The organism is Mesorhizobium waimense (genome assembly GCF_003601975.1).
Taxonomy (GTDB): Bacteria; Pseudomonadota; Alphaproteobacteria; order Rhizobiales; family Rhizobiaceae; genus Mesorhizobium; species Mesorhizobium waimense.
The window spans coordinates 91,789-111,827 of record NZ_QZWZ01000008.1; the positions used below are offsets into that span (position 1 = coordinate 91,789).

The 20,039-nt window shown below is 65.3% G+C and carries 19 protein-coding genes; 9 read left to right on the forward strand and 10 right to left on the reverse strand.

The genetic code is table 11. The features are described from left to right. Window positions 1-93 precede the first annotated feature (93 nt). Together D3227_RS12440 and D3227_RS12445 are read right to left on the reverse strand one after the other, a co-directional pair. Complete coding sequence (locus D3227_RS12440; protein ID WP_120014409.1) at window positions 94-984, reverse strand: SMP-30/gluconolactonase/LRE family protein; 891 nt, start codon at window positions 982-984, stop codon at window positions 94-96. Beyond that, a complete protein-coding gene (locus D3227_RS12445; protein ID WP_120014410.1) occupies window positions 984-1,178 on the reverse strand; it encodes a tautomerase family protein in 195 nt (64 codons plus the stop codon). The genes D3227_RS12440 and D3227_RS12445 overlap by 1 nt, the downstream gene beginning before the upstream one ends. 180 nt (window positions 1,179-1,358) lie before the next feature. Between D3227_RS12445 and D3227_RS12450 the strand changes: the two genes are divergently transcribed. After that, on the forward strand, window positions 1,359-1,682 hold the full coding sequence (locus tag D3227_RS12450; RefSeq protein WP_120014411.1) for a putative quinol monooxygenase: 324 nt from the start codon (window positions 1,359-1,361) through the stop codon (window positions 1,680-1,682). Window positions 1,683-1,687: 5 nt separating this feature from the next. Here the strand turns inward: D3227_RS12450 and D3227_RS12455 are convergent, their stop codons facing one another. Continuing rightward, on the reverse strand, window positions 1,688-2,428 hold the full coding sequence (locus D3227_RS12455) for a response regulator transcription factor (protein ID WP_120014412.1): 741 nt from the start codon (window positions 2,426-2,428) through the stop codon (window positions 1,688-1,690). Then, the gene (locus tag D3227_RS12460) at window positions 2,428-3,705 is read right to left on the reverse strand and encodes a sensor histidine kinase (protein ID WP_120014413.1); all 1,278 of its coding nucleotides are present in this window, start codon (window positions 3,703-3,705) and stop codon (window positions 2,428-2,430) included. The genes D3227_RS12455 and D3227_RS12460 overlap by 1 nt, the downstream gene beginning before the upstream one ends. Window positions 3,706-3,929: 224 nt before the next feature. Here D3227_RS12460 and D3227_RS12465 point away from each other — a divergent pair, with 224 nt between their 5' ends. The 7 genes from D3227_RS12465 to D3227_RS12495 all read left to right on the forward strand — a co-directional run bounded on the left by D3227_RS12465 (window position 3,930) and on the right by D3227_RS12495 (window position 12,732). Beyond that, window positions 3,930-6,347, forward strand: coding sequence for a glucan 1,4-alpha-glucosidase (locus tag D3227_RS12465; protein WP_120014414.1), 2,418 nt, complete (start codon window positions 3,930-3,932; stop codon window positions 6,345-6,347). Between the two features lie 33 nt (window positions 6,348-6,380). After that, the gene (gene gnd / locus D3227_RS12470) at window positions 6,381-7,394 is read left to right on the forward strand and encodes a phosphogluconate dehydrogenase (NAD(+)-dependent, decarboxylating) (RefSeq protein ID WP_120014415.1); all 1,014 of its coding nucleotides are present in this window, start codon (window positions 6,381-6,383) and stop codon (window positions 7,392-7,394) included. 22 nt (window positions 7,395-7,416) lie between these two features. Continuing rightward, a complete protein-coding gene (gene zwf / locus D3227_RS12475) occupies window positions 7,417-8,793 on the forward strand; it encodes a glucose-6-phosphate dehydrogenase (RefSeq protein ID WP_120014416.1) in 1,377 nt (458 codons plus the stop codon). Between the two features lie 19 nt (window positions 8,794-8,812). Next, complete coding sequence (locus tag D3227_RS12480; protein ID WP_120014417.1) at window positions 8,813-9,517, forward strand: ROK family protein; 705 nt, start codon at window positions 8,813-8,815, stop codon at window positions 9,515-9,517. 117 nt (window positions 9,518-9,634) lie between these two features. Further along, window positions 9,635-10,099 (forward strand): Ros/MucR family transcriptional regulator, encoded by a 465-nt coding sequence (locus D3227_RS12485; RefSeq protein WP_120014418.1) that lies wholly within the window; start codon window positions 9,635-9,637, stop codon window positions 10,097-10,099. Between the two features lie 134 nt (window positions 10,100-10,233). Then, entirely contained in the window at window positions 10,234-11,334 is a 1,101-nt protein-coding gene (locus tag D3227_RS12490) for an aminotransferase class I/II-fold pyridoxal phosphate-dependent enzyme (RefSeq protein ID WP_120014419.1), read from the forward strand. 159 nt (window positions 11,335-11,493) lie between these two features. Continuing rightward, window positions 11,494-12,732: an MFS transporter gene (locus D3227_RS12495; RefSeq protein WP_120014420.1), complete on the forward strand. Its 1,239-nt coding sequence runs from the start codon at window positions 11,494-11,496 to the stop codon at window positions 12,730-12,732. Window positions 12,733-12,735: 3 nt separating this feature from the next. Here the strand turns inward: D3227_RS12495 and D3227_RS12500 are convergent, their stop codons facing one another. From D3227_RS12500 to hemC, 6 genes are all read right to left on the reverse strand, one after another. Further along, on the reverse strand, window positions 12,736-13,452 hold the full coding sequence (locus tag D3227_RS12500; protein ID WP_120014421.1) for a glutamine amidotransferase: 717 nt from the start codon (window positions 13,450-13,452) through the stop codon (window positions 12,736-12,738). Between the two features lie 7 nt (window positions 13,453-13,459). Then, window positions 13,460-13,939 (reverse strand): tellurite resistance TerB family protein, encoded by a 480-nt coding sequence (locus D3227_RS12505; RefSeq protein ID WP_120014422.1) that lies wholly within the window; start codon window positions 13,937-13,939, stop codon window positions 13,460-13,462. Between the two features lie 35 nt (window positions 13,940-13,974). Continuing rightward, window positions 13,975-15,588, reverse strand: a complete 1,614-nt coding sequence (locus D3227_RS12510; RefSeq protein WP_120014423.1) for a heme biosynthesis protein HemY — start codon at window positions 15,586-15,588, stop codon at window positions 13,975-13,977. A 10-nt stretch (window positions 15,589-15,598) separates the two neighbouring features. Continuing rightward, complete coding sequence (locus D3227_RS12515; protein WP_120014424.1) at window positions 15,599-17,074, reverse strand: COG4223 family protein; 1,476 nt, start codon at window positions 17,072-17,074, stop codon at window positions 15,599-15,601. Window positions 17,075-17,177: 103 nt separating this feature from the next. Then, window positions 17,178-17,894: a uroporphyrinogen-III synthase gene (locus D3227_RS12520; RefSeq protein WP_120014425.1), complete on the reverse strand. Its 717-nt coding sequence runs from the start codon at window positions 17,892-17,894 to the stop codon at window positions 17,178-17,180. Between the two features lies 1 nt (window position 17,895). Then, on the reverse strand, window positions 17,896-18,822 hold the full coding sequence (gene hemC / locus D3227_RS12525) for a hydroxymethylbilane synthase (RefSeq protein ID WP_120014426.1): 927 nt from the start codon (window positions 18,820-18,822) through the stop codon (window positions 17,896-17,898). A gap of 94 nt (window positions 18,823-18,916) precedes the next feature. Here hemC and tsaD point away from each other — a divergent pair, with 94 nt between their 5' ends. Then, a complete protein-coding gene (gene tsaD / locus D3227_RS12530) occupies window positions 18,917-20,002 on the forward strand; it encodes a tRNA (adenosine(37)-N6)-threonylcarbamoyltransferase complex transferase subunit TsaD (protein ID WP_208646370.1) in 1,086 nt (361 codons plus the stop codon). Window positions 20,003-20,039 lie beyond the last annotated feature (37 nt).

Genomic DNA, 20,039 nt, shown 5'->3' on the forward strand with positions numbered 1-20,039 from the left:
ATCTTGTCCGGCACACCTCCATGCCACGATGCCTCGGCACCGCTGCCGCCGGACCTTGGATCGGCGGCCATCCCGAATTGAGCGCCAACGCGCTCAAAACAGCCTCAGTCCCGGCACGCGAACCCTTAGCCGGTAAAGCGAAGTCGACGCGGCGATGTAGAGGCTCCTCAGATCCTCGTCGCCGAAAGTGAAGTTGGCGCAGTATTCCGGCGTGCTTATGACACCCAGAAGATCGCCCGACGCATCGAAGACATGGATGCCGCCCGGGCCGGTGCAATAGAGATTGCCGCGGCTGTCGATCTTCATGCCGTCTGGCGATCCGGGCTCGCTGCCCTCGGTCGCGGCCCACACGGCGCCGCCATTCAGGTCGCCATTCGCTTCGACGCCGAACACCCTGATATGGCCGCACTCGGTATCGTTGATGAACAGGCGCGACTCGTCCAGCGAAAAGCACAGCCCGTTCGGCTGCACGAAATCATCGGCAAGCAGCGTCAGTCCGGCGCCATCGCCATCGATCCGGTAGACGCCCTGGAAGGACAGTTCCTGCGGCCTCGGCACGCCGTAGAATTCCATCCGCCCGAAACTCGGATCGGTGAAGTAGATCGCCCCGCCCGTGGCGACGACGACATCGTTCGGGCTGTTGAGCTGCTTGTCCCCGTGTTGCGTTGCCAGCACGCTCACGCTGCCATTCGGCTCGGCGCGAGTGACGCGGCTCGTCGCATGCTCGCAGGTGACCAGCCGTCCCTGGCGATCCAGCGTATTGCCGTTGGCCTTGTGGCTCGGATCGCGGAACGGCTCGATCGCGCCCGAGGCAATGCGCCGGTACATGCGGCTTTCCGGAATGTCGGAAAACACCAGCCATTTCTCATAGGGGTGCCATACCGGCCCCTCGGTGAAGCTGAAGCCGGTCGCGAGCTGTTCCATGGCGGCGTTGCCGACGACATCGCCGAAGCCGGAATGGCGGGCTCTCGCCGACATCGGCATTATTGGCTCTTCGGCTTTCCGACGGCCGTGCCGCCGACGAACCAGTCGCTGGCCGCTACGTCCTCGAACACCACCCAAATCGCTTCCCTGGGCAGTTCCGCGACTTCGCTGATTGCTTCGGTGACGCGGCGCGAGATCTCGTCCTTGCGCTTTTGCGAGTGGCCCTCGAGTATCCGGATGTTGACGAACGGCATCAGCGCTTCCCCGATATTTTTCTTCTTATGGGGGCGAGCCTAGTCACGGCGCCAAAGGCGCGATACCGCTCAAAGCGCAACGGCGACTGTGCGTTTGCACAGTCGCCGCCATCAAGACTCGGGCACGCGTGGGGGGCGTCCCCGAAAGAGGTTGGGAACAGACAATGACAACAGCCTCGCATCGATCCAATCGTCCGCATAGCGCAACTGGAGATCGATCCTGATCAAATCGATGAGTTCAAGGCCTTGCTCGCCGACGAGATCGTAACGTCCGTAGAGCGCGAGCCTGGCGTTTTGTTCCTTTACGCCGTGTCGGTAAAGGGCACGCCTTCAGCGGTGCGCGTGTTCGAAAGTTACGCCGACCCGCTCGCCTACCAGGCCCATCTGACCACCCCGCACTTTCTCAAATGCAAGACGCAAACGGCAGACATGGTAAGATCCCTTCGGCTGATCGAAACCGAGCCGATTGCTCTTGCAGCAAGGAGCGGCCAGCACTCAAACTGAGAGGATCACTGATCCTGCGGCGGCGGCGCATGCGCCAGCCAGGCGTCGAGCCGGTCCTGCTCGCGGCGCAGTGCGTCGATGTTGATCAGGCCGCGCGCCATGGCAAGATAGATCGCCCGTGTGCGCGAGTTGAAGACGGAGGCCTCGCTGGCACCCTCCTCCGGCGGCACGATGCCAAGCTTGTCGTAGACATGCTTGATGCGGCTCTGTGCCCCACGGATCGACAGGCCGCGGCGCGCGGCGATGGCCCTGTCGGTGAGGCCGAGCGCGATGTCGATCAGGCTTTCATATTCGCCGTCCGTGATGCCTTCGAAGCGGTCCTGGACGCGGTGCTGGATGCCGCGGATCTCACGGTCGATGATGCAATGGCCTTCGCGGAACACGCCGCGCAGGGCCGAACGCATGCCTTCTTCCGTCGCCGATTTCAGCACATAGCCATAGACCGAGCCGGGCGGCACGATACGCGCCACGCCCCTGACATAGGCCTCGTCGGCGAAGTTCGACCAGAACAGGATGTGGGTGCCCGCGCGGCGGCTCCAGATCGCCCGCGCCACCTCGATCCCCGTCGCCTTGGGCAGCTGCAGGTCGAGCACGACATGCGGCGGCTCTCGCTCGGCCGCCAGGCTGATTGCGTCCGCGCCGTCGCCCGCTTCGATCACCTCGACGTCGCCCGGCCACAGCTGCTCGACGGTGCGGCGCGCGAAGGTGCGGTGCAGCCCATCATTCTCGGCAATCATCACCAGCATCACACCACCTCCGGCACGGCCGGTTCCCCGGGCATTGCGGCAGGCGCGGCCTGGGCCTTGTCCAAGGCGGGCTCGCGGTCGACCTCGATGACCACGCGCGTGCCGCCTTTGCGGCTCGCCGCTTCGAAGCGCAGCCGCGCCCCGACAAGGGCTGCCCGCGTATGCATATGGCCGATGCCGCCCTGCGCGGCCGGATCGACCGCGTCGCAGCCATGGCCGTCGTCGGTGACGACGACCTTGAACACGCTTTCGGTCGATGCCAGAAGCACCTCGATGCGGCCAGGTGCGGCATGGCGCACGGCATTGTTGATCGCTTCCTGCACGATCCGGTAGAGCGCCGTGCGCATCGTTTCCGACAGGCCGTCGGCGCTGCCGTCGCTGGTGTCGGCGATGCGCACCGCGATCGGCGGCTTGGCCCTGGCGACGCTGCGGTTGAGATGCGCTTCGACGGCGTCGCGCAGGCCGAACAGCTCGAGCACGCTCGGCCGCATGTCGTCGACGATGTGGCGCAATTCGGTCAAGCAGCTTGTGATCTCTTGCTCGAGATCGGCAAGCTGGGCGGCTCGCGCCACGCCCTGGCTGCGAAATGCCGAGACCTGGCGCGCGATGCGGGCAAGGTCGCCAAGCGTCTGGTCGTGCAGGTCCATGGCCATGCGGCGGCGCTCGCGCTCCATGCCTTCGGTGAGCTGCGAGGCGCCGACCCGCAAAAGCTCGGCACGGTTGCGCGCCTCGCTTTCGGCCAGCATGGCGCGCCGCGCCTCCTCGGTCTGGATCAGCGCGAAGATATAGGGCGCGATCAGATCGGCGCATTGCTGGGCGACTGCCACGTCCGCCAGCGTGTAGCAGCCGACCTCGTGTCGGCTGATGTTGAGGGCGCCGATGATGCTGCCTCGCGCCCTGAGCGGCACGATGATGCGGCTGCGCAGCTCGGCGGCGAAAATCGGTTCGTCGAACGCCCCTGCGAAGTGGAAGCGCGGGTCGACAACCGCGTTGTCCGACAACAGGTAGGGCGTCTCGCCCCACAGCACGCGCCGGATCGGGCTGCCTTCCACCGGATGCTGCGCCAGTTCGCTCCAGCTGGTGTGGAAGCCGGCTTCGTAGCAGGCGTGCAGGCGCCCGTCCTGCAACAGCACCGCCAGATCGATGTGATCGTGTGGAATGAGCGTGCCGATTTCGATGGCTGTTGCCCGAAACGCCGAGCCGGTATCGATATGGCCGGCCAGCGCCCGCGAAATGGCCACCAACCGGTCGATCAACTGGGGAGATACGTCCGACATGGTTCCTCCCTGCCATCACTGCAAATCGACCGAGTGCCGCGACGCAATCGCCAGCGCACGGCCGATACCCGGTTTGCCTGCAGTCCTCCCTGCCAGCGAAATAGTGGACGCTTGCCGATGCCGCTGTCAACGACGCCTACCGCTGCGGCAGGCGATCAACTTCAGGTGCGACGATTGAAAAGGCTTCGGCTCCTGGTTTAGGAACGGCGGCAGGAGACCAATGCATGGCAGCGACGCCAACTGTTGCTCAGGGCGCCCCGGGGATACCGGCGCGCTGGACGTCAAGCGCCAAGAGCGGCGTCGGCACCGCACTTTCAGCGGCCAGCCGCGTCTGGTTCACCATCAGCCACGGCATTTTGAACGAGATCTACTATCCTCGGCTCGACAGCGCCTGCACGCGCGACCTCGGGCTGATCGTCATCGGCCCCGGCGGCGCTTTCTCGGAAGAAAAGCGCGACGCCAGGCATGAGATCGCGTCGTTCGAGGACGGCGTGCCCAGCTACAGCCTGACCAACACCGCCACCGACGGAAGCTGGCGGATCGAAAAGCGGATCGTTACGGACCCGAAATGCCCTGCTCTGCTGCAGGAGATCGCCTTCACGCCACTGAATGGCTCGGCCGCCGACTACCGCGTCTATGCACTGCTCGCGCCGCACCTGGTCAATGCCGGCATGGGCAACACTGCCTGGGTGGGCGAGCACAAGGGCAAGCCCGTCCTGTTCGCATCCGGGCGCGGCGTCTCATTGGCGCTCGCTTCCTCGTTGTCCTGGGGCGCCTGCTCGGCCGGCTATGTCGGTTTCTCCGACGGCTGGCAGCAACTGCGGAAGGATGGCCACCTCGACCCGGCCTGCCAGAGGGCCGAAGACGGCAATGTCGCACTGACCGGCGAGATCGGCTTTTCCACCAAGGCAGCCAAGGCCCTGCTGGCGCTCGGCTTCGGCGCGACGCCCGAGGAAGCGGCGGACAATGCCGCCGCCAGCCTGAAGCGAGGCTACGAGCCGGTGGCGAAGTCCTATGTCCAGAACTGGCGCAAATGGCAGGACAGCCTGCTGCCGCTGGACCGCCATGCGGCGTCCGGCCTTAACTCTTACCGCGTCAGCACCGCGGTTTTGGCCGCGCACCGTTCGTTCGCCGTACCGGGCGCGGCGGTTGCCAGCCTGTCGATCCCCTGGGGCTTCAGCAAGGGCGACGACGATCTCGGCGGCTATCATCTGGTCTGGCCGCGCGACCTGATCGAGACGGCGGGCGGCTTCCTGGCCGCCGGCGACACCGCTGAGGCGCTGAGCATCCTCGCCTATCTCCGCTCCATCCAGCAACCCGACGGCCATTGGCCGCAAAATGCCTGGCTCGACGGGTCGGCCTATTGGCCGGGCATCCAGATGGATGAATGTGCCTTTCCGCTGCTGCTCGCCGACGCATTGCGCCGCGCCGGCCACCTCTCGAACATGGCGCTGGCCGCCTTCATGCCGATGATCGAACGCGCAGCATCCTATGTCGTGCGCAACGGCCCGGTCACCGGCGAGGACCGCTGGGAGGAAGATGCCGGCTACAGCCCGTTCACCCTCGCCGTCGAGATCTCAGCGCTGCTTGCGGCCGCCGACATGTTCGATAGCTGCAGCAAACATGAGCCGGCAAACTATCTGCGCGAGACCGCCGATTGCTGGAACGACCAGATCGAGCGCTGGACCTATGTCACCGGCACGGCGCTGTGCACTGATACAGGCGTCGAGGGCTACTATGTCCGCATCGCCCCACCCGACGTTTCAGGCGCCGCCTCGCCGAGGGACGGCTTTGTCCCGATCAAGAACCGGCCGCTCGGCGACACGAACCGTCCGGCCGAAGCGATCGTCAGCCCCGATGCGCTGGCGCTGGCGCGCTTCGGCCTGAGGGCGGCAGACGATCCGCGCATCCTCGACACGCTGAAGGTCATCGACGCCACGCTGTGCTGCGGCCTGCCGCAGGGGCCGGTCTGGTACCGCTATACGGGCGACGGTTATGGCGAGCACGAAGACGGCGCGCCTTTCGATGGGACCGGACGCGGCCGGGCCTGGCCATTGCTGGTCGGCGAACGCGCGCACTACGAACTCGCGGCCGGACGCAAGGACGAGGCGGCGCGCCTGCTCGAAACCTTCGAAGCCTCGGCCGGGGAGGGTGGCCTGCTGCCCGAACAGGTCTGGGACGGCCCCGACATGCCCGAACGCGAATTGCGACGCGGCGCGCCATCGGGCAGCGCCATGCCGCTGGTATGGGCGCATTCCGAGCACATCAAGCTGCTGCGCTCGCTCCGCGACGGCGCTGTCTTCGACATGCCGCCGCAAGGCGTCAAGCGCTACATCGAGGACAGGACGGTGTCGCCGCTCAGGATATGGCGCTTCAACAACAAGATCCGGACCATGCCCAGCGGCAAGGTGCTACGCGTCGAGCTATCTGCACGCGGCGTGGTGCACTGGACGACAGACAAATGGCTGACCGTGCAGGACAGCAAGACCGCCGAGAATGCGTTCGGCGTCCATCTGGTTGACCTGCCGGTTGACGACATTCCGCCGGGCAATGCGATCGTCTTCACTTTTTTCTGGCCCGACACCGGCCGTTGGGAGAATGTCGACTTTTCCGTCGGCATCGACCCGACGACCAGCCAGTAGAATTTCGATTCCTCAAACGACCAGGACGAGACCATGCAAATCGGAATGATGGGACTGGGCAGGATGGGCGCCAACATGGTGCGCCGCCTGATGCGCGACGGCCACCAATGCGTCGTCTACGACATCAACGCGGCCAGCGTCGCCGCCTTGGTCAAGGACGGCGCCATAGGTGCTGCCTCGATGGAGGAGTTCGTCGGCAAGCTGGCCAAGCCACGCGGCGCCTGGCTGATGCTGCCGGCGGCGATCACCGGCAAGATCGCCGATCAGGTGGCGGCACTTATGGAACCCGGCGACATCATCATCGACGGCGGCAATTCCTATTACCACGACGCCGTCGACCAGGCTGCCGAGCTTGCGGCCAAGGGCATCAGCTATGTCGATGTCGGCACTAGCGGCGGCGTCTGGGGCCTGGAGCGCGGTTACTGCCTGATGATCGGCGGCCCCGACGAGGCGGTGCGCCATCTCGATCCGATCTTCGCGACGCTGGCGCCGGGCGCCGATGCCGGCGCCAATCCGGCCAAGGATGCCGGGACGGCGCCCTTCGGCTATCTCCATTGCGGGCCAAGCGGCGCCGGCCATTTCGTCAAGATGGTCCACAACGGCATCGAATACGGCGTCATGGCCGCCTATGCCGAAGGCATGAACATCCTGAAGTCGGCCAATGCCGGCAAGCGGCAGCGCACGGCGGACGCCGAAACCAGCCCGCTGGAAAACCCGCAATATTACCAGTTCGATATCGATCTGGCCCAGGTTGCCGAAGTCTGGCGCCACGGCAGTGTCATCGGCTCCTGGTTGCTCGACCTGACGGCGGGCGCGCTGAAGGCCGATTCGGCACTGACCCAGTTCGGCGGCCGGGTTTCGGATTCCGGTGAGGGGCGCTGGACGCTGAAAGCGGCGATCGACACCGGCGTGCCGGCCCCGGTCCTGTCCTCGGCCCTGTTCGACCGCTTCTCCTCGCAAGGCGAATCCGAATTCTCCGACAAGCTCCTGTCCGCCATGCGCTATGCCTTCGGCGGCCATGTCGAGAAGCCGAAGACCGGCTCGTGACGGGCGAAGTGAGGAGACATCGATGAGCCAGGAACGGTCCGACACGCTGGTGCTCTTCGGGGCGACCGGCGACCTCGCCCACAAGAAGATATTTCCCGCTCTCTACCAGATGGTCGCCAAGGGGACGCTGACCGAGCCGGTGATCGGCGTCGCCTTCGACCCATGGGACATCGGCAAATTGCAGGCGCGCGCCCGCGACGGCATCGTCAATGCGCTGGGCAGCGTCGACGAGAAGGTCTTCGCGCAGCTCGCCTCGCAGCTGCGCTATGTCAGTGGCGATTATCGCGATGCGGCGACCTTCGAGAAGCTGAAGGCAGCACTTGGATCGGCGCAGCAGCCGCTGCACTACATGGCCGTGCCGCCGACCATGTTCGAAACCGTGGTCCAGGGGCTGGAACAATCGGGCACCGCGCATGGCGCGCGGCTGATGGTGGAAAAGCCGTTTGGCCATGATCTGCAATCGGCCCGCTGGCTGAACCGCGTGCTGCACCTGGTCTTCGACGAGCAGTCGATCTTCCGCATCGACCACTATCTCGGCAAGGAAGCGATCCAGAACCTGCTCTATTTCCGCTTCGCCAATTCCTTCCTCGAGCCGATCTGGAACCGCAACTTCGTCGAGAGCGTGCAGATCACCATGGCCGAGGATTTCGGCGTCGAGGGGCGCGGCCGCTTCTATGACGATGTCGGCTGCATCCGCGACGTCATCGAAAACCATCTGCTCAACATCCTGATGCTGCTCGCCATGGAGCCGCCGGTCGGCCGCTCCGCCGACGACCTGATCGATGAGAAGGTGCAGGTGCTGCGCGCGATCCGGACGCTCACCAAGGACGATGTGGTACGCGGCCAGTTCACAGGCTATCTCGCCGAGCCCGGCGTGGCGCCGAACTCGCCGGTCGAGACTTTTGCCGCGGCGCGCTTCTTCGTCGACACCTGGCGCTGGCAGGACGTGCCCTTCTTTATCCGGGCCGGCAAGAACATGCCGGTGCATGCCACCGAGGTGATCGTGCGGCTGAAGCGGCCGCCGCTCGACGTCTTCGACCCGATCAAGCCCGGCGACGCCAATTATGTCCGCTTCCGCATCGACCCGCTGGTGGCGATCTCGATCGGCGCCCAGCGCAAACAGGCCGGCGACGACATGGTCGGCGAGCAGGTGGAACTCACCGCACTCGATGACAGCAAGGGCGACATGCCGCCTTACGAGCGGCTAATCGGCGATGCCATGAACGGCAATGGCCAGCTGTTCACCCGCCAGGACGCCAGCGAACTCGCCTGGCGCATCGTCGGTCCGGTGCTTGGCGACACCACGCCGCCGCATGTCTACGAGCCGAAGACCTGGGGGCCGGAAGGCGCCATGAATGGCTTCGGCCCGCCGAATGGCTGGATCAATCCGTCGAAATAATCTTTGGGGAGGCAAGGCGATGGCCAAGACGGCAAAGCCGGCTGCGGCAAACGGCGAACAGATCGTGCTGTCGATCGACATTGGCGGTTCGCACGTCAAGATCCTGAGCAGCGCCGGCGGCGAAGAACGCCGCGCCGATTCCGGACCCGGACTCACACCGCAGCAGATGATCGCGGCGGTGAAGACGCTGGCCGAGGGCCTGCCCTATGACGTCGTCTCGATGGGCTACCCCGGCCCAGTGACTCACAACCGGCCGATGATCGACCCCGCCAATCTCGGCAAGGGCTGGGCTGGCTATGATTTCGCCGCCGCCTTCGGCAAGCCGGTGAAGGTCGTCAACGACGCGCTGATGCAGGCGATCGGCAGCTACGAGGGCGGCCGCATGCTGTTTCTCGGCCTGGGAACGGGCCTGGGTGCCGCGATGATCGTCGATAATGTTGCGCAGCCGATGGAGCTGGCGCACCTTCCTTACAAGAAGGGCGGCAGTTTCGAGGACTATGTCGGCGAGCGCGGTCTTGAAAAACGCGGCAAGAAGAAATGGCGCAAATACGTCTTCGATATTGTCGACCGGCTTCGCGCCGCCATGCAGCCCGACTACGTGGTCATCGGCGGCGGCAATGTCGACAAGCTCGACGATTTGCCTGCTGATTCGCGGCGTGGCGACAATACGCGCGCTTTCGAAGGTGGATTTCGACTGTGGCGCGACAAGGCGCTGATCGTCTGATAGTATTACGATTCAGTATAGTTGTTCAAAATTACGTGTGATGTGGCACGAAGTCATTGCGTCGAGCAGATTTGCCGACTAGGAGTGCCACCACCCCCCCACCGACGGAGAGATAAATTGGCCGACGACAGCAATAACGCTCGCAAAGATATCGACCTGCTCGAGCTCACCGCCCACATCGTATCCGCCTACGTCGAGAAGAACCGCTTGCCCGCTTCCGGCCTCAGCGACCTCATCGCAAGCGTCAGCGCCTCGATCAGTGGCCTCGGCCAACCGGTCGTCCCCGAGGCAGCGCCCCTAGTACCCGCGGTCAATCCCAGACGGTCGGTGACGCCGGACTACATTATCTGCCTCGAGGACGGCAAGAAGTTCAAATCGCTGAAGCGCCATCTCGGCGTTCATTTCGGCCTCAGCCCGGAAGCCTATCGCACCAAATGGGGCCTGCCGTCCGACTATCCGATGGTTGCTCCCAACTATGCGGCTTCGCGCTCCGAGCTGGCGAAATCGATCGGCCTTGGTCGCAAGGCCGCCGCGCCGGCGCCAGCCAAGGTGAAGGGCAGGAAAGCCAAAGCCGCGGCTTGAGCACCGATGCTCGGCGCAGTCGGCGCCGAGCCAATTGTTTAGGCGACTGGAACAGAAGCCTGCCGGCGATCCGCCTTGGCAGGCTTCATGCTTTTATGGCTTGGATACACCAAGCAGGCTGTTTGGGGGAAGCCATGAACTATGCCAGGATGGTGATCGAGAAAGAGGCGCCGGAGGAATACGGCTACGACCGTATCCGCTACAATCTTTCCGAAAGCTCGATCGCCGACCAGAAGCTCTCCGATATTGGCCTGTCGCTGCCCGACCTGACACTGTTTTATGGCGAGCATCGCGGCGACAAGGAATTGCGGGCGCTGATCGCGGCGCAGGATGAGGGCATCTCGCCCGACGACGTGCTGGTCACCGCGGGTGCCGCCGGCGCGCTGTTCATCATCTCGACCTCGCTTCTGTCCGAGCGCGACCACCTCGTCGTCGTCAGGCCCAACTATGCCACCAGCATCGAGACGCCGAAGGCGATCGGCTGCGCCATCTCCTATGCCGATCTCGATTTCGATGAAGGGTTCGCCATCGACGTCGCGCGTGTCGCAGCGGCGGTACGGCCGAACACAAGGCTGATCAGCGTCACCTGCCCGCACAATCCGACCGGCACGATGATGGCGCGATCCGATCTCGACGCGCTGGTGGCGCTCGCCGAAAGCCGCAACTGCCATTTGCTGGTCGACGAGACCTATCGCGATCTCTCCTACGGAAAGCGCCTGCCATCGGCAGCCTCGCTGAGCCCCAGCGCAATCAGCGTCTCGTCGCTGTCGAAAGCCTTCGGCATTCCCGGCATCCGCATCGGCTGGCTGGTCACCCGAAACGCGGAGCTGCAGGAAAGATTCCTTGCCGCCAAGGAGCAGATCGGCATCTGTGGCAGCGTCATCGACGAAAGCATCGCGCGCGGCATGCTCGAGCGACGCGACGCCTTCTTGGCGGCACTGCTGCCCGACATGGCCAGGCGCCGCGACATCGTCCAGGCCTGGATCGACCGCGAGAAGCTGGTCGACTGGGTGCGGCCCGAAGGCGGCGTGGTCGGCTTTCCCAGGCTGAATGTCGATGCCGGTTTCGACCTCGACCGGTTCTACATCAATCTGCTCGAACGCCACGGCACCTATGTCGGCCCCGGCCATTGGTTCGACATGCCGAAGCGCTTCTTCCGCGTCGGCTTCGGCTGGCCGAAGGAGGCCGAATTGCGCGGCGGCCTCGACGCCATTTCCGCCGCGCTCAGGGCGTGATCCTCGTCCTATCCGTCGGACAGACCGGAAATCCCTTGATCCAGAACCGATTCTGGCGCACATCCCCACGCGAACTTTGTTAAAAGTTCCTTGGCCGGAACAGCGCCCACCGTGGAAGTGCCCCGCCGGCCGATGTCTTCGCAACGGGGCCCTAACTCCATGACTGCAGAACAGATATCGCCGGACCAGCGCTATGCCGCCTTCCGGCACAAAGCCTTCCTGAGCTACTGGACGGCCCGCTTCCTCGGCACATTCGCGACCATGATCGTCTCCGTCGCGGTCGGCTGGCAGATCTACGACTTGACCCGCGACCCCTTCGATCTTGGCATTGTCGGCATCGTCCAGTTTCTGCCGTCGTTGCTGCTGGTGCTGGTTACCGGCGTCGTCGCCGACCGCTTCGGCCGCCGTCTGATCATGGCACTGTCGACACTGATCGAGGCAGGCTGTGCACTCGCTCTCCTGGCCTTGACTTTGCGCGGTCTCGTCAGTCCGCTGCCGATCTTCGCCGTGCTCGCGCTGTTCGGCATCGCGCGTGCCTTCTTCGGACCGGCTTCGTCCTCGTTGTTCGCCAATCTTGTGCCGCCGGAGGATTTCGGCAATGCGATTGCCTGGAACTCGTCCGCTTGGCAGACGGCAACCATCGTCGGCCCAGTCGCCGGCGGCCTGCTCTATGGCCTTTCGGCGGAAGTTGCCTACGCCACCGCCGCCATCCTGATGGCGGTGGCCGCCCTGCTGATCTTCACCATTCCGAAGCCGGCCCAACAGACCGCCACCGACAAGCCGACGATGGAGACGCTGTTTGCCGGCTTCCGCTACATCTGGGGCGAGAAGATCGTGCTCGGCGCCATCTCGCTCGATCTGTTCGCGGTGCTCCTTTCGGGCGCCTCGGCGCTGCTGCCGGTTTATGCGCGCGACATTCTGGAGCTCGGCCCGTGGGGTCTCGGCCTGCTGCGCTCGGCGCCAGGCATCGGCGCCATCTGCGTCGCGGTCTGGCTCGCCGGACACCCGCTTCGCGATAACGCCGGCAAGATCATGCTCGGCTTCGTGGCAGCGTTCGGCGCCTTTACCGTGCTTTTCGGTCTGTCGACCATCACCTGGCTGTCGATCGCAGCACTTGCCTGCCTCGGCGCGACCGACATGTTCAGCGTCTACATTAGGGAGACGCTGATCCAGCTATGGACACCGGACGAGGTGCGCGGTCGCGTCAATGCCGTCAACCAGGTGTTCGTCGGCGCCTCCAACGAGGTCGGCGAGTTCCGCGCCGGCACCATGGCGGCGCTGATCGGCACCGTGCCGGCAGTGGTGGTCGGCGGCGTCGGCGCCATCGCGGTTGCCGGCCTGTGGGCCTATCTGTTTCCAGCGTTGCGGCAGGTGCAGCACCTCAACAGCCGTAACTGACAGTCACCCTGTCGCCGGCTTGCCAAAAATCAGCTCCAAAAATTCGCTCAGCCAGCGCTTGAGATGCATGTCCCAGATCAGCCGGCCGCCGAGATGGTCGCGGCCGGGCTGGGCGCCGGGCAACTCGAAACGATGCGCGCCGCGCACCACCCAGCGCTGCATCATCACCCGGGTCAATTCGCCATGGAACTGGATGCCCCAGGCATTGTCGCCATAGCGGAAAGCCTGGTTCGGGTATGTCTCGGAGGTCGCCAGCAGCGTCGCATCCCTTGGCAGGGAAAATCCTTCGCGGTGGAACTGGTAGACCATCTCCGGCCAGTGCATCAGCTTCTTGCCGGCTTCGGTCGCTTTCAGCGGATACCAGCCGATCTCGACCAATCCCTCGCCATGACCCTCGACCTTGCCGCCGAGTTGGTTGACCAGCATCTGCGCACCGAGGCAGATGCCGAGGAATGGCCGGTTCTCCTTCAGCGGAACGTTGAGCCAGTTGGTCTCGCGGCGGACGAACTCGTCCTCGTCATTGGCGCTCATCGGCCCGCCGAACATCACCGCGCCGGCATGGCCGTCCAGCGTACCGGGCAATTCATCGCCGAGCGGCGGCCGGCGGATGTCGAGATCGAACCCCTCTTCAAGCAGCATATGGCCGACGCGGCCGGGGCTCGAATTCTCCTGATGCAGCACGATCAGGATTCTTGGCTTCGAACTCTGCTTGGGCGGCATTAGCAGCCTATTCGTCGCTTGAGGTTCCACTGGCACCCGGCGCTTGTGCCGCCGCCTTGCGGCGCGCCTCGATACGGTCGCGGCGCTCGACGCCTATCAGTTCGGCGACGCGCCAGACGGTGTTGTCTTCCAGCTCGTGCAACTCGCCATCGGCATAGACGATCTCCCACATCAGGCCGATGAAAGCCTTGCGCGCCTCGGCGTCGAGATGACGCTTCAGCACGCTGGTGAAGGCATAGAGGTCGATCGCCTCATTGTCGGCGCGCTCGCCGGCGGCGGCCAACGCATCGAGCTCGTCGCCGCCGATCGAATAGCTTTGCGCCAGCACCTGTTTGAACCGCTCCCACTCGATGTCCTGGCGCACGCCGTCAGCGCTCATGACATGGTAGAGCAGCGCCGACGCCGCAACGCGCGGATCGTCCGCGTTTGCGCGAGCCCCGGTACCGCCCGGCAAATCCTTAAGAAACGACAATACGCGTTCGAACATCACATCATTCCCAATGGCCAAACCCGGGCCGAGCCTCAAAACAAACGGAACCGGCGCGGCGATTTTTCCGCTTCCTCGTCGGGGTCGACGCCGGGATCGTCGGGCAGCCTGGCCAACTCCTCCGCCGGCTCGACCGCTTCGGCATCGCCGGGCACGGCGGCAAAGGCAGCGGCGGTGACAGGCGTGACCTGGTCCTCGCCGCTTTCCGCTACCGCCTCGGCCGCTGTCGTCGTCTTGCCGGCGGAAACAGCCGGGTGATCGATCACATCGGCAGGCTTTTCCTTGACCGATACGACCGGCGCCGTAATGGCCGGCACGACGGAATCGGGCAAATCTTCATGGCTGTCGATGAGTTGTCCGAGCCGTTCCATCGGCGCGCGCCATTCGAAGGCGTCGAGCTTGCCGGAGACCGGCGACACCGGCGCCCAGCGCTCGGAGATGACGCCGTCGGCGACCCAGGCCGGATCGCGCGGCGCCCTGACGGCCTTGGACAACAATTGCCTGGCCTTGCCCTGGTCGCCGGACTCGGCCTCCTCGATATCGGCCAGCAGCAGATAGGCGCCTTCGCGGCGATCCATGCGGATCGCTGCCTCGGCCTCGCGCCGCGCGGTCGCAAAATCCTGCGCGTCGAGCGCGGCGCGCGCCACCGTCAGCGAGGATTCGGCATGGTTCTTCTTCATCTCCTGCAGCTTCTTTGCCCGGTTCAGCCGGTCGAGCACCGCATCGCCCGGCCTTGCATGGATGTAAAGCTCGGCGATCTCCGGGTGCGGCTCGGCTCTCCAGGCCGTTTCGAGGATCTTGGAGCCCTTGCGCACATCGTTCTGCTTGAACAGCAAGCTTGCCGCGGCGACCGCCGCCGGCGCGAAGTCCGGCCGCAGCTTGTTGGCCTCGAGCGCAGCGGTCCTCGCGGCATTGGGGTCGCTGTCGATCAGCGCTTGCGCCTTGGCGGTGAGCAGCACGGCGCGGCGCCGGTTGGCGGCGTCGCGCTCGATCTGCCGCGTCGATTTCTGCGCCTCGACCAGCTTCAGCGCGCCATCCCAGTCGCCACGCCCGGTCAATTCTTCCAGCGTCGATTCGGCCGCCCAGGCCAGTTGCGGCGCCACTGCCGCGGCGCGGCCGGCATAGTGCCTGGCGGCATTGCGGTCGCCGAGGCGCTCGGCCTCCAGATAGAGCCCGCGCAGGCCAAGCAGCCGCATTTCCGGATCGTCGAGCATGCTCTCGAATTTCTCGCGCGCGCCCTCATGGTCGCCTTCGAGCAGCGAGGCCTGCGCTTCCAGGAGATGGATCAGCGGCTCTTGGTCGGAGCGGATCAGCTTCGCCGCTTCCTTGGTCTTCTTGCGGGCCAGCGCGCCATCGCCGGCGCCGGCGGCGATCATGCCGGTCGACAGCGCCTGGTAGCCGCGGTCGCGGCGGCGCACGCGGAAATAGCGCGAGATGGTGTAGGGGCTGTTCCACAGCGACTTGATCAGCCACCAGAAGATCATCACCGCGGCGACCACGGCAACGACCGCCACCGCCGCCACCATCAGCGTGACCTGATACTGATAGCCGTTGAAGGTGATGAGCATCTCGCCTGGCCGGTCGGCCAGCCATGCGAAGCCGAGGCCGAGCGCGAAGACGACGGCGAGGAAAAACAGGATGCGGATCATCGGATTTTCCTCACGCCTTCATCGCACCGGCAATCAGCGAATCGATCTGCTTCTCGACCTCAAGGCGCGCCTTCAGTTTGCCGGCAAACGCGGCACCGGCCGTTTTCACTGCTTCGGGCAGGGTCTCGTATTCGGTGAGCGCCTTGGCGTAGTCGCCCTGGTTGACGGCCACCTCCATGCGCGCCACGGTCTCAGGCGCGCCGGCGCCTTCGACGGCGCCGATCGGCCTGACCTTGACCAGCGATTCGGCGCTCGTCATCAGGTTCTGCAGGAAGCTTGCGTTCTGGTCGATGGGCGTGGCGGCGGCAACCATGGCATTGGCCGCGGCATCGACCTCGCTGGCGATCTCGGTTCGGGTCGAAACGCCTTTCTCAGCATAAGCGCGCAGCGTCGCAATCTCCGGCGCGTCAGGCGATATCGCCGCGAAGGTCTCGAGTTCGGCGGCGAAGGGCGCACCACGGTCGAGCGCCGCCTTCAGCGCCGAGGCAGCGATGGCCAAAGCGATCTTCGGCTGCGAGGCCTGCGCCTCGACCTTGCCGGAAAGCTGCGACACCGACTGTTCCAGCGCGGTGAGCCGGCCTTCCTGCGCCTTGGACGCATCGTCCGCCGATTTCACCAGCGCATCGAGCCCCGCCAGCTTTTCGTTGAGCGGGCCGAGATCGACCGGCGCCGTGTTGCTCGCCTTGCCGAGTTCGGCCACCGCCGTCTCGATCTGCTTGACCTTGTCGCTCAGCGCCGCCAACCCGGCATTGTCGCCGGCGCCACCTTGCTCGACCGCCGATTTCAGCGCCGCGACATCCGTCTTGACCTGATCCAATGCCGACGACAGGCCATCGACCTTGGCCAAGGCATCGCCGTTGCCACCCGCTTCCTTCAGGCCGGCAATCTCGCTCTTCAGAGAGGCGATCTCGCCATTCACGCCGTCGAGCGACACGCCGCCTGCGCCCGGCCCGGGCGCGCCGAGCAGGCCGGCGAATTGCAGCCCGCCGGCGCCGGCCAGCGCAATGACGCCGCCGATGATGCCGGCGGCAATAGCATTGATGCCGCTGCGCTTGGGCGGTGGCGCCGTATAGTCGTTACGGGGCTGGCTCGCCTTCGGCGTCTCTTCCGCACTGCCTCTCTTGGCGGATGCGTCCTCGAAACTATAGTCGGAGGCTTTTGGCTGTTCCGGCGACGCCTTCATGGTTCCGGGATAGGCGGCTTCCGGCTCCTCGGAACCTTTTAGGGAAGCCTCCGTCTTCTGTTCCGCGCCGGACTGCGCAGCCCCGTCGGTGTGTTCCCAGGGCTCAAGATCGGTCTGGTCGGCATGGACCGGCTCTTCCGGAACATCCGGCTGCGATGCGGCGGCTTCCTCGGCTTTCGCCTCGTCGATCTCAGCCTTCGCCGCATCCTCGTCGACGACGCGCGAGACTGCGCCGGGCTCAAGCTCGATCGTTACCGGCTCGCGGCGGCTTTTCGAATGTCGCATCTTCGGCGTCTTGACCATGCTTGGGCTCCGCAAAATTGGCTTGGGATGGTTCAAAGGGTCGAGCTAAGGATGCTCTAGCACATCACCAAGCGGTGAAAAGGGGCGGTGTGATGACGCGGGTTCAGCGCCATGCCCGCAACAGCTCCAGCAGCGCCTCTTCATGCGGTTCCGGCGCGATCCGGATCCTTGCGCCGACGATGTTTTCGAGGGTTGCGGCGATACGTCCCGACAGCGCGAAAAACACGGTCTTTTCAAAAAGATCACGCAAAGCGGGCCGGCGGGTCACGGCTTGCGTCACCGCTGCCGCCTTGGCCGAATAGAGCAGGACCGCCTCGACTGGCTGGCGGGACAGGCGCCCAAGCAGGTCCGTGTCGGAATAATCCAGCGCAAGCGTGTCGTAGGTCTCGATGGCGCGGACCTCGACGCCGGCTGCCGTGAGCCGCTCCTCGAAGGCGGGAAAGCGCACGCGCCCGGTGAGATAGACGATCGTCCCTGCCGAATAGCCGGCAACGATTGCATCGGCCAATGCGGCGGTATCGCCCGGACCTTCGCTGACCGACAGGAAACCGGCCTTACGTGCCGCTTCCGCCGTCCTGTTGCCAACGGCATGACAGGGCAAGGCAGCAAGCATCGCGATGAGTTCTTCCGGCGCATGGCGCACCGCATTGGCGCTGGTGACCGCGACCGCCGCCACATCCCTTGCGATCTCGCCGGCCTCTACCGGCAGCGCCACCGTGTCCGTCAATGGCAGCAGGATCGGCTGAAAACCCATGTCTCGCAGCCGCCGCATCGTGCGCGCGGCGCCCGGTTCCGGCCTCGTCACCAGGACGCGGACCATGTCAGGCCCAGCCGTCGAAGAATGTTTCGCCGGCCTTGGCCCGCACCGTCCTGCCGGCGTCCGCGCCGATCCGAGCCGCATCTTGCGCCGGTCCGTCCAGCTTAACCTCATGCGAGGCCGTGCCGTCAGGCGAGATGATCAGTCCGGCGAAGGAGAGCGTTTCGCCTGATATCGTCGCATGGCCGGCGATCGGCGTGCGGCAGGAGCCGTCGAGCGCCGCGAGGAAGGCGCGCTCGCAGGCCAGCGCCTGCCCGGTTGGCACATCATGGATGGCCACCAGCATCTTTTCCGCGTCGCGGTCGCCGATGCGGCTTTCGATACAGATCGCGCCTTGTCCCGGCGCCGGTGGAAAGAGGTCAAGCGGCATCAAGTCGGTGACGACGTGTTCGAGCCCGAGCCGCTTCAGCCCGGCATAGGCCAGAATGGTGCCGTCAGCGATGCCTTCGTCCAGTTTGCGCAGCCGCGTCTGCACATTGCCGCGAAACATCACCACGTCGAGATCAGGCCGCATGCGCCGGATCAACGCCTGCCGCCGGAGCGAAGACGACCCAACCTTCGCGCCTTGCGGCAGATCGGCAATCCTCCTCGCCGCCCTGCCGACAAAGGCGTCACGCGCGTCCTCGCGCGGCAGGAAGGCGGACAGCTCAAGCCCGTCCGGCAACAGCGTCGGCATGTCCTTCGAGGAATGCACGGCGATGTCGATGCGGCACGCGAGCAGCGCCTCTTCGATCTCTTTGGTGAACAGGCCTTTGCCGCCGGCTTCCGACAGCGGCCGGTCCTGGATGCGGTCGCCGCTGGTCGAGATGACGACCACTTCGAATGCTGCCTCCGGCAGCCCGTGCGCCGCCATCAGCCGCGCCTGCGTTTCATGCGCCTGGGCCAGCGCCAGCGGGCTGCCGCGTGTTCCGATTTTCAAGGTTGTTTGCATGGCGCGCAGTCCGTGATAACCCCCGGCAGGTTTCAGGGTTTTCTCCTAACGGGGAAAGGTCTGGCATACAATCTCTAGGGACAGCGACGAATTGATCCGCGTTCTGGGCATTGAGACGAGTTGCGACGAGACCGCCGCCAGCGTGGTGGCGCTCGACGGCGCGTCCGCGCCCGAAATCCTGTCCAACGTCGTGCTCAGCCAGATCGAGGAACATGCCGCCTTTGGCGGCGTCGTGCCGGAGATCGCCGCGCGCGCTCATGTCGAGGCGCTGGACGGCATCGTCGAGGCAGCACTTGCCGATTCGGGCGTGGTGCTCGGCGACATCGACGCCATCGCCGCCACCGCCGGCCCCGGCCTCGTCGGCGGGCTGATCGTCGGGCTGATGACGGCCAAGGCAATTGCCGCCGCGGCAAACAAGCCGCTGATCGCCATCAACCATCTCGAGGGCCATGCGCTGACGGCAAGGCTGACCGACGGGCTCGACTTTCCCTATCTGCTGCTGCTGGTTTCCGGCGGCCATACGCAGATCGTCGCCGTTCGTGGCGTCGGCGACTACCAGCGCTGGGCGACGACGATCGACGATGCACTGGGCGAAGCCTTCGACAAGACGGCCAAGATGCTCGGCCTGCCTTATCCCGGCGGGCCCAATGTCGAGAAGGCGGCGGCGTCCGGCAATGCCGCGCGCTTTGCCTTCCCGCGCCCGATGAAAGGTTCGGCGCAGCCCGACTTTTCCTTCTCCGGCCTGAAGACCGCCGTGCGCCAGGCGGCAACGGCGATCGCCCCGCTGAGCGACCAGGATGTCGCCGACATCTGCGCCTCGTTCCAGGCGGCGGTGGCGGACGCACTGGGCGATCGTGTCGGGCGGGCGCTGAACCGATTCCGTCAGGAACTCCCGGGCAAGGCGGACCCGGCGCTGGTCGTAGCCGGCGGTGTTGCCGCCAACCGCACGATCAAGGCGACGCTGGAGAAACTATGCGTACAAGCCGGCTTTCAATTTGTCGCGCCGCCGCTGAAGCTCTGTACGGATAATGCGGCAATGATCGCCTGGGCCGGCATCGAAAGGCTGCGCGCCGGCATGGCTGAGGAGAACGCCGCCGATTTCGTGCCGCGCTCGCGCTGGCCGCTGGACAGCATCTCGGCGCCGATGGTCGGCTCGGGCCGGCGCGGGGCAAAGGCATGATCGAGGGGGGCATGATCGAGGGGGGCATGATCGAGGG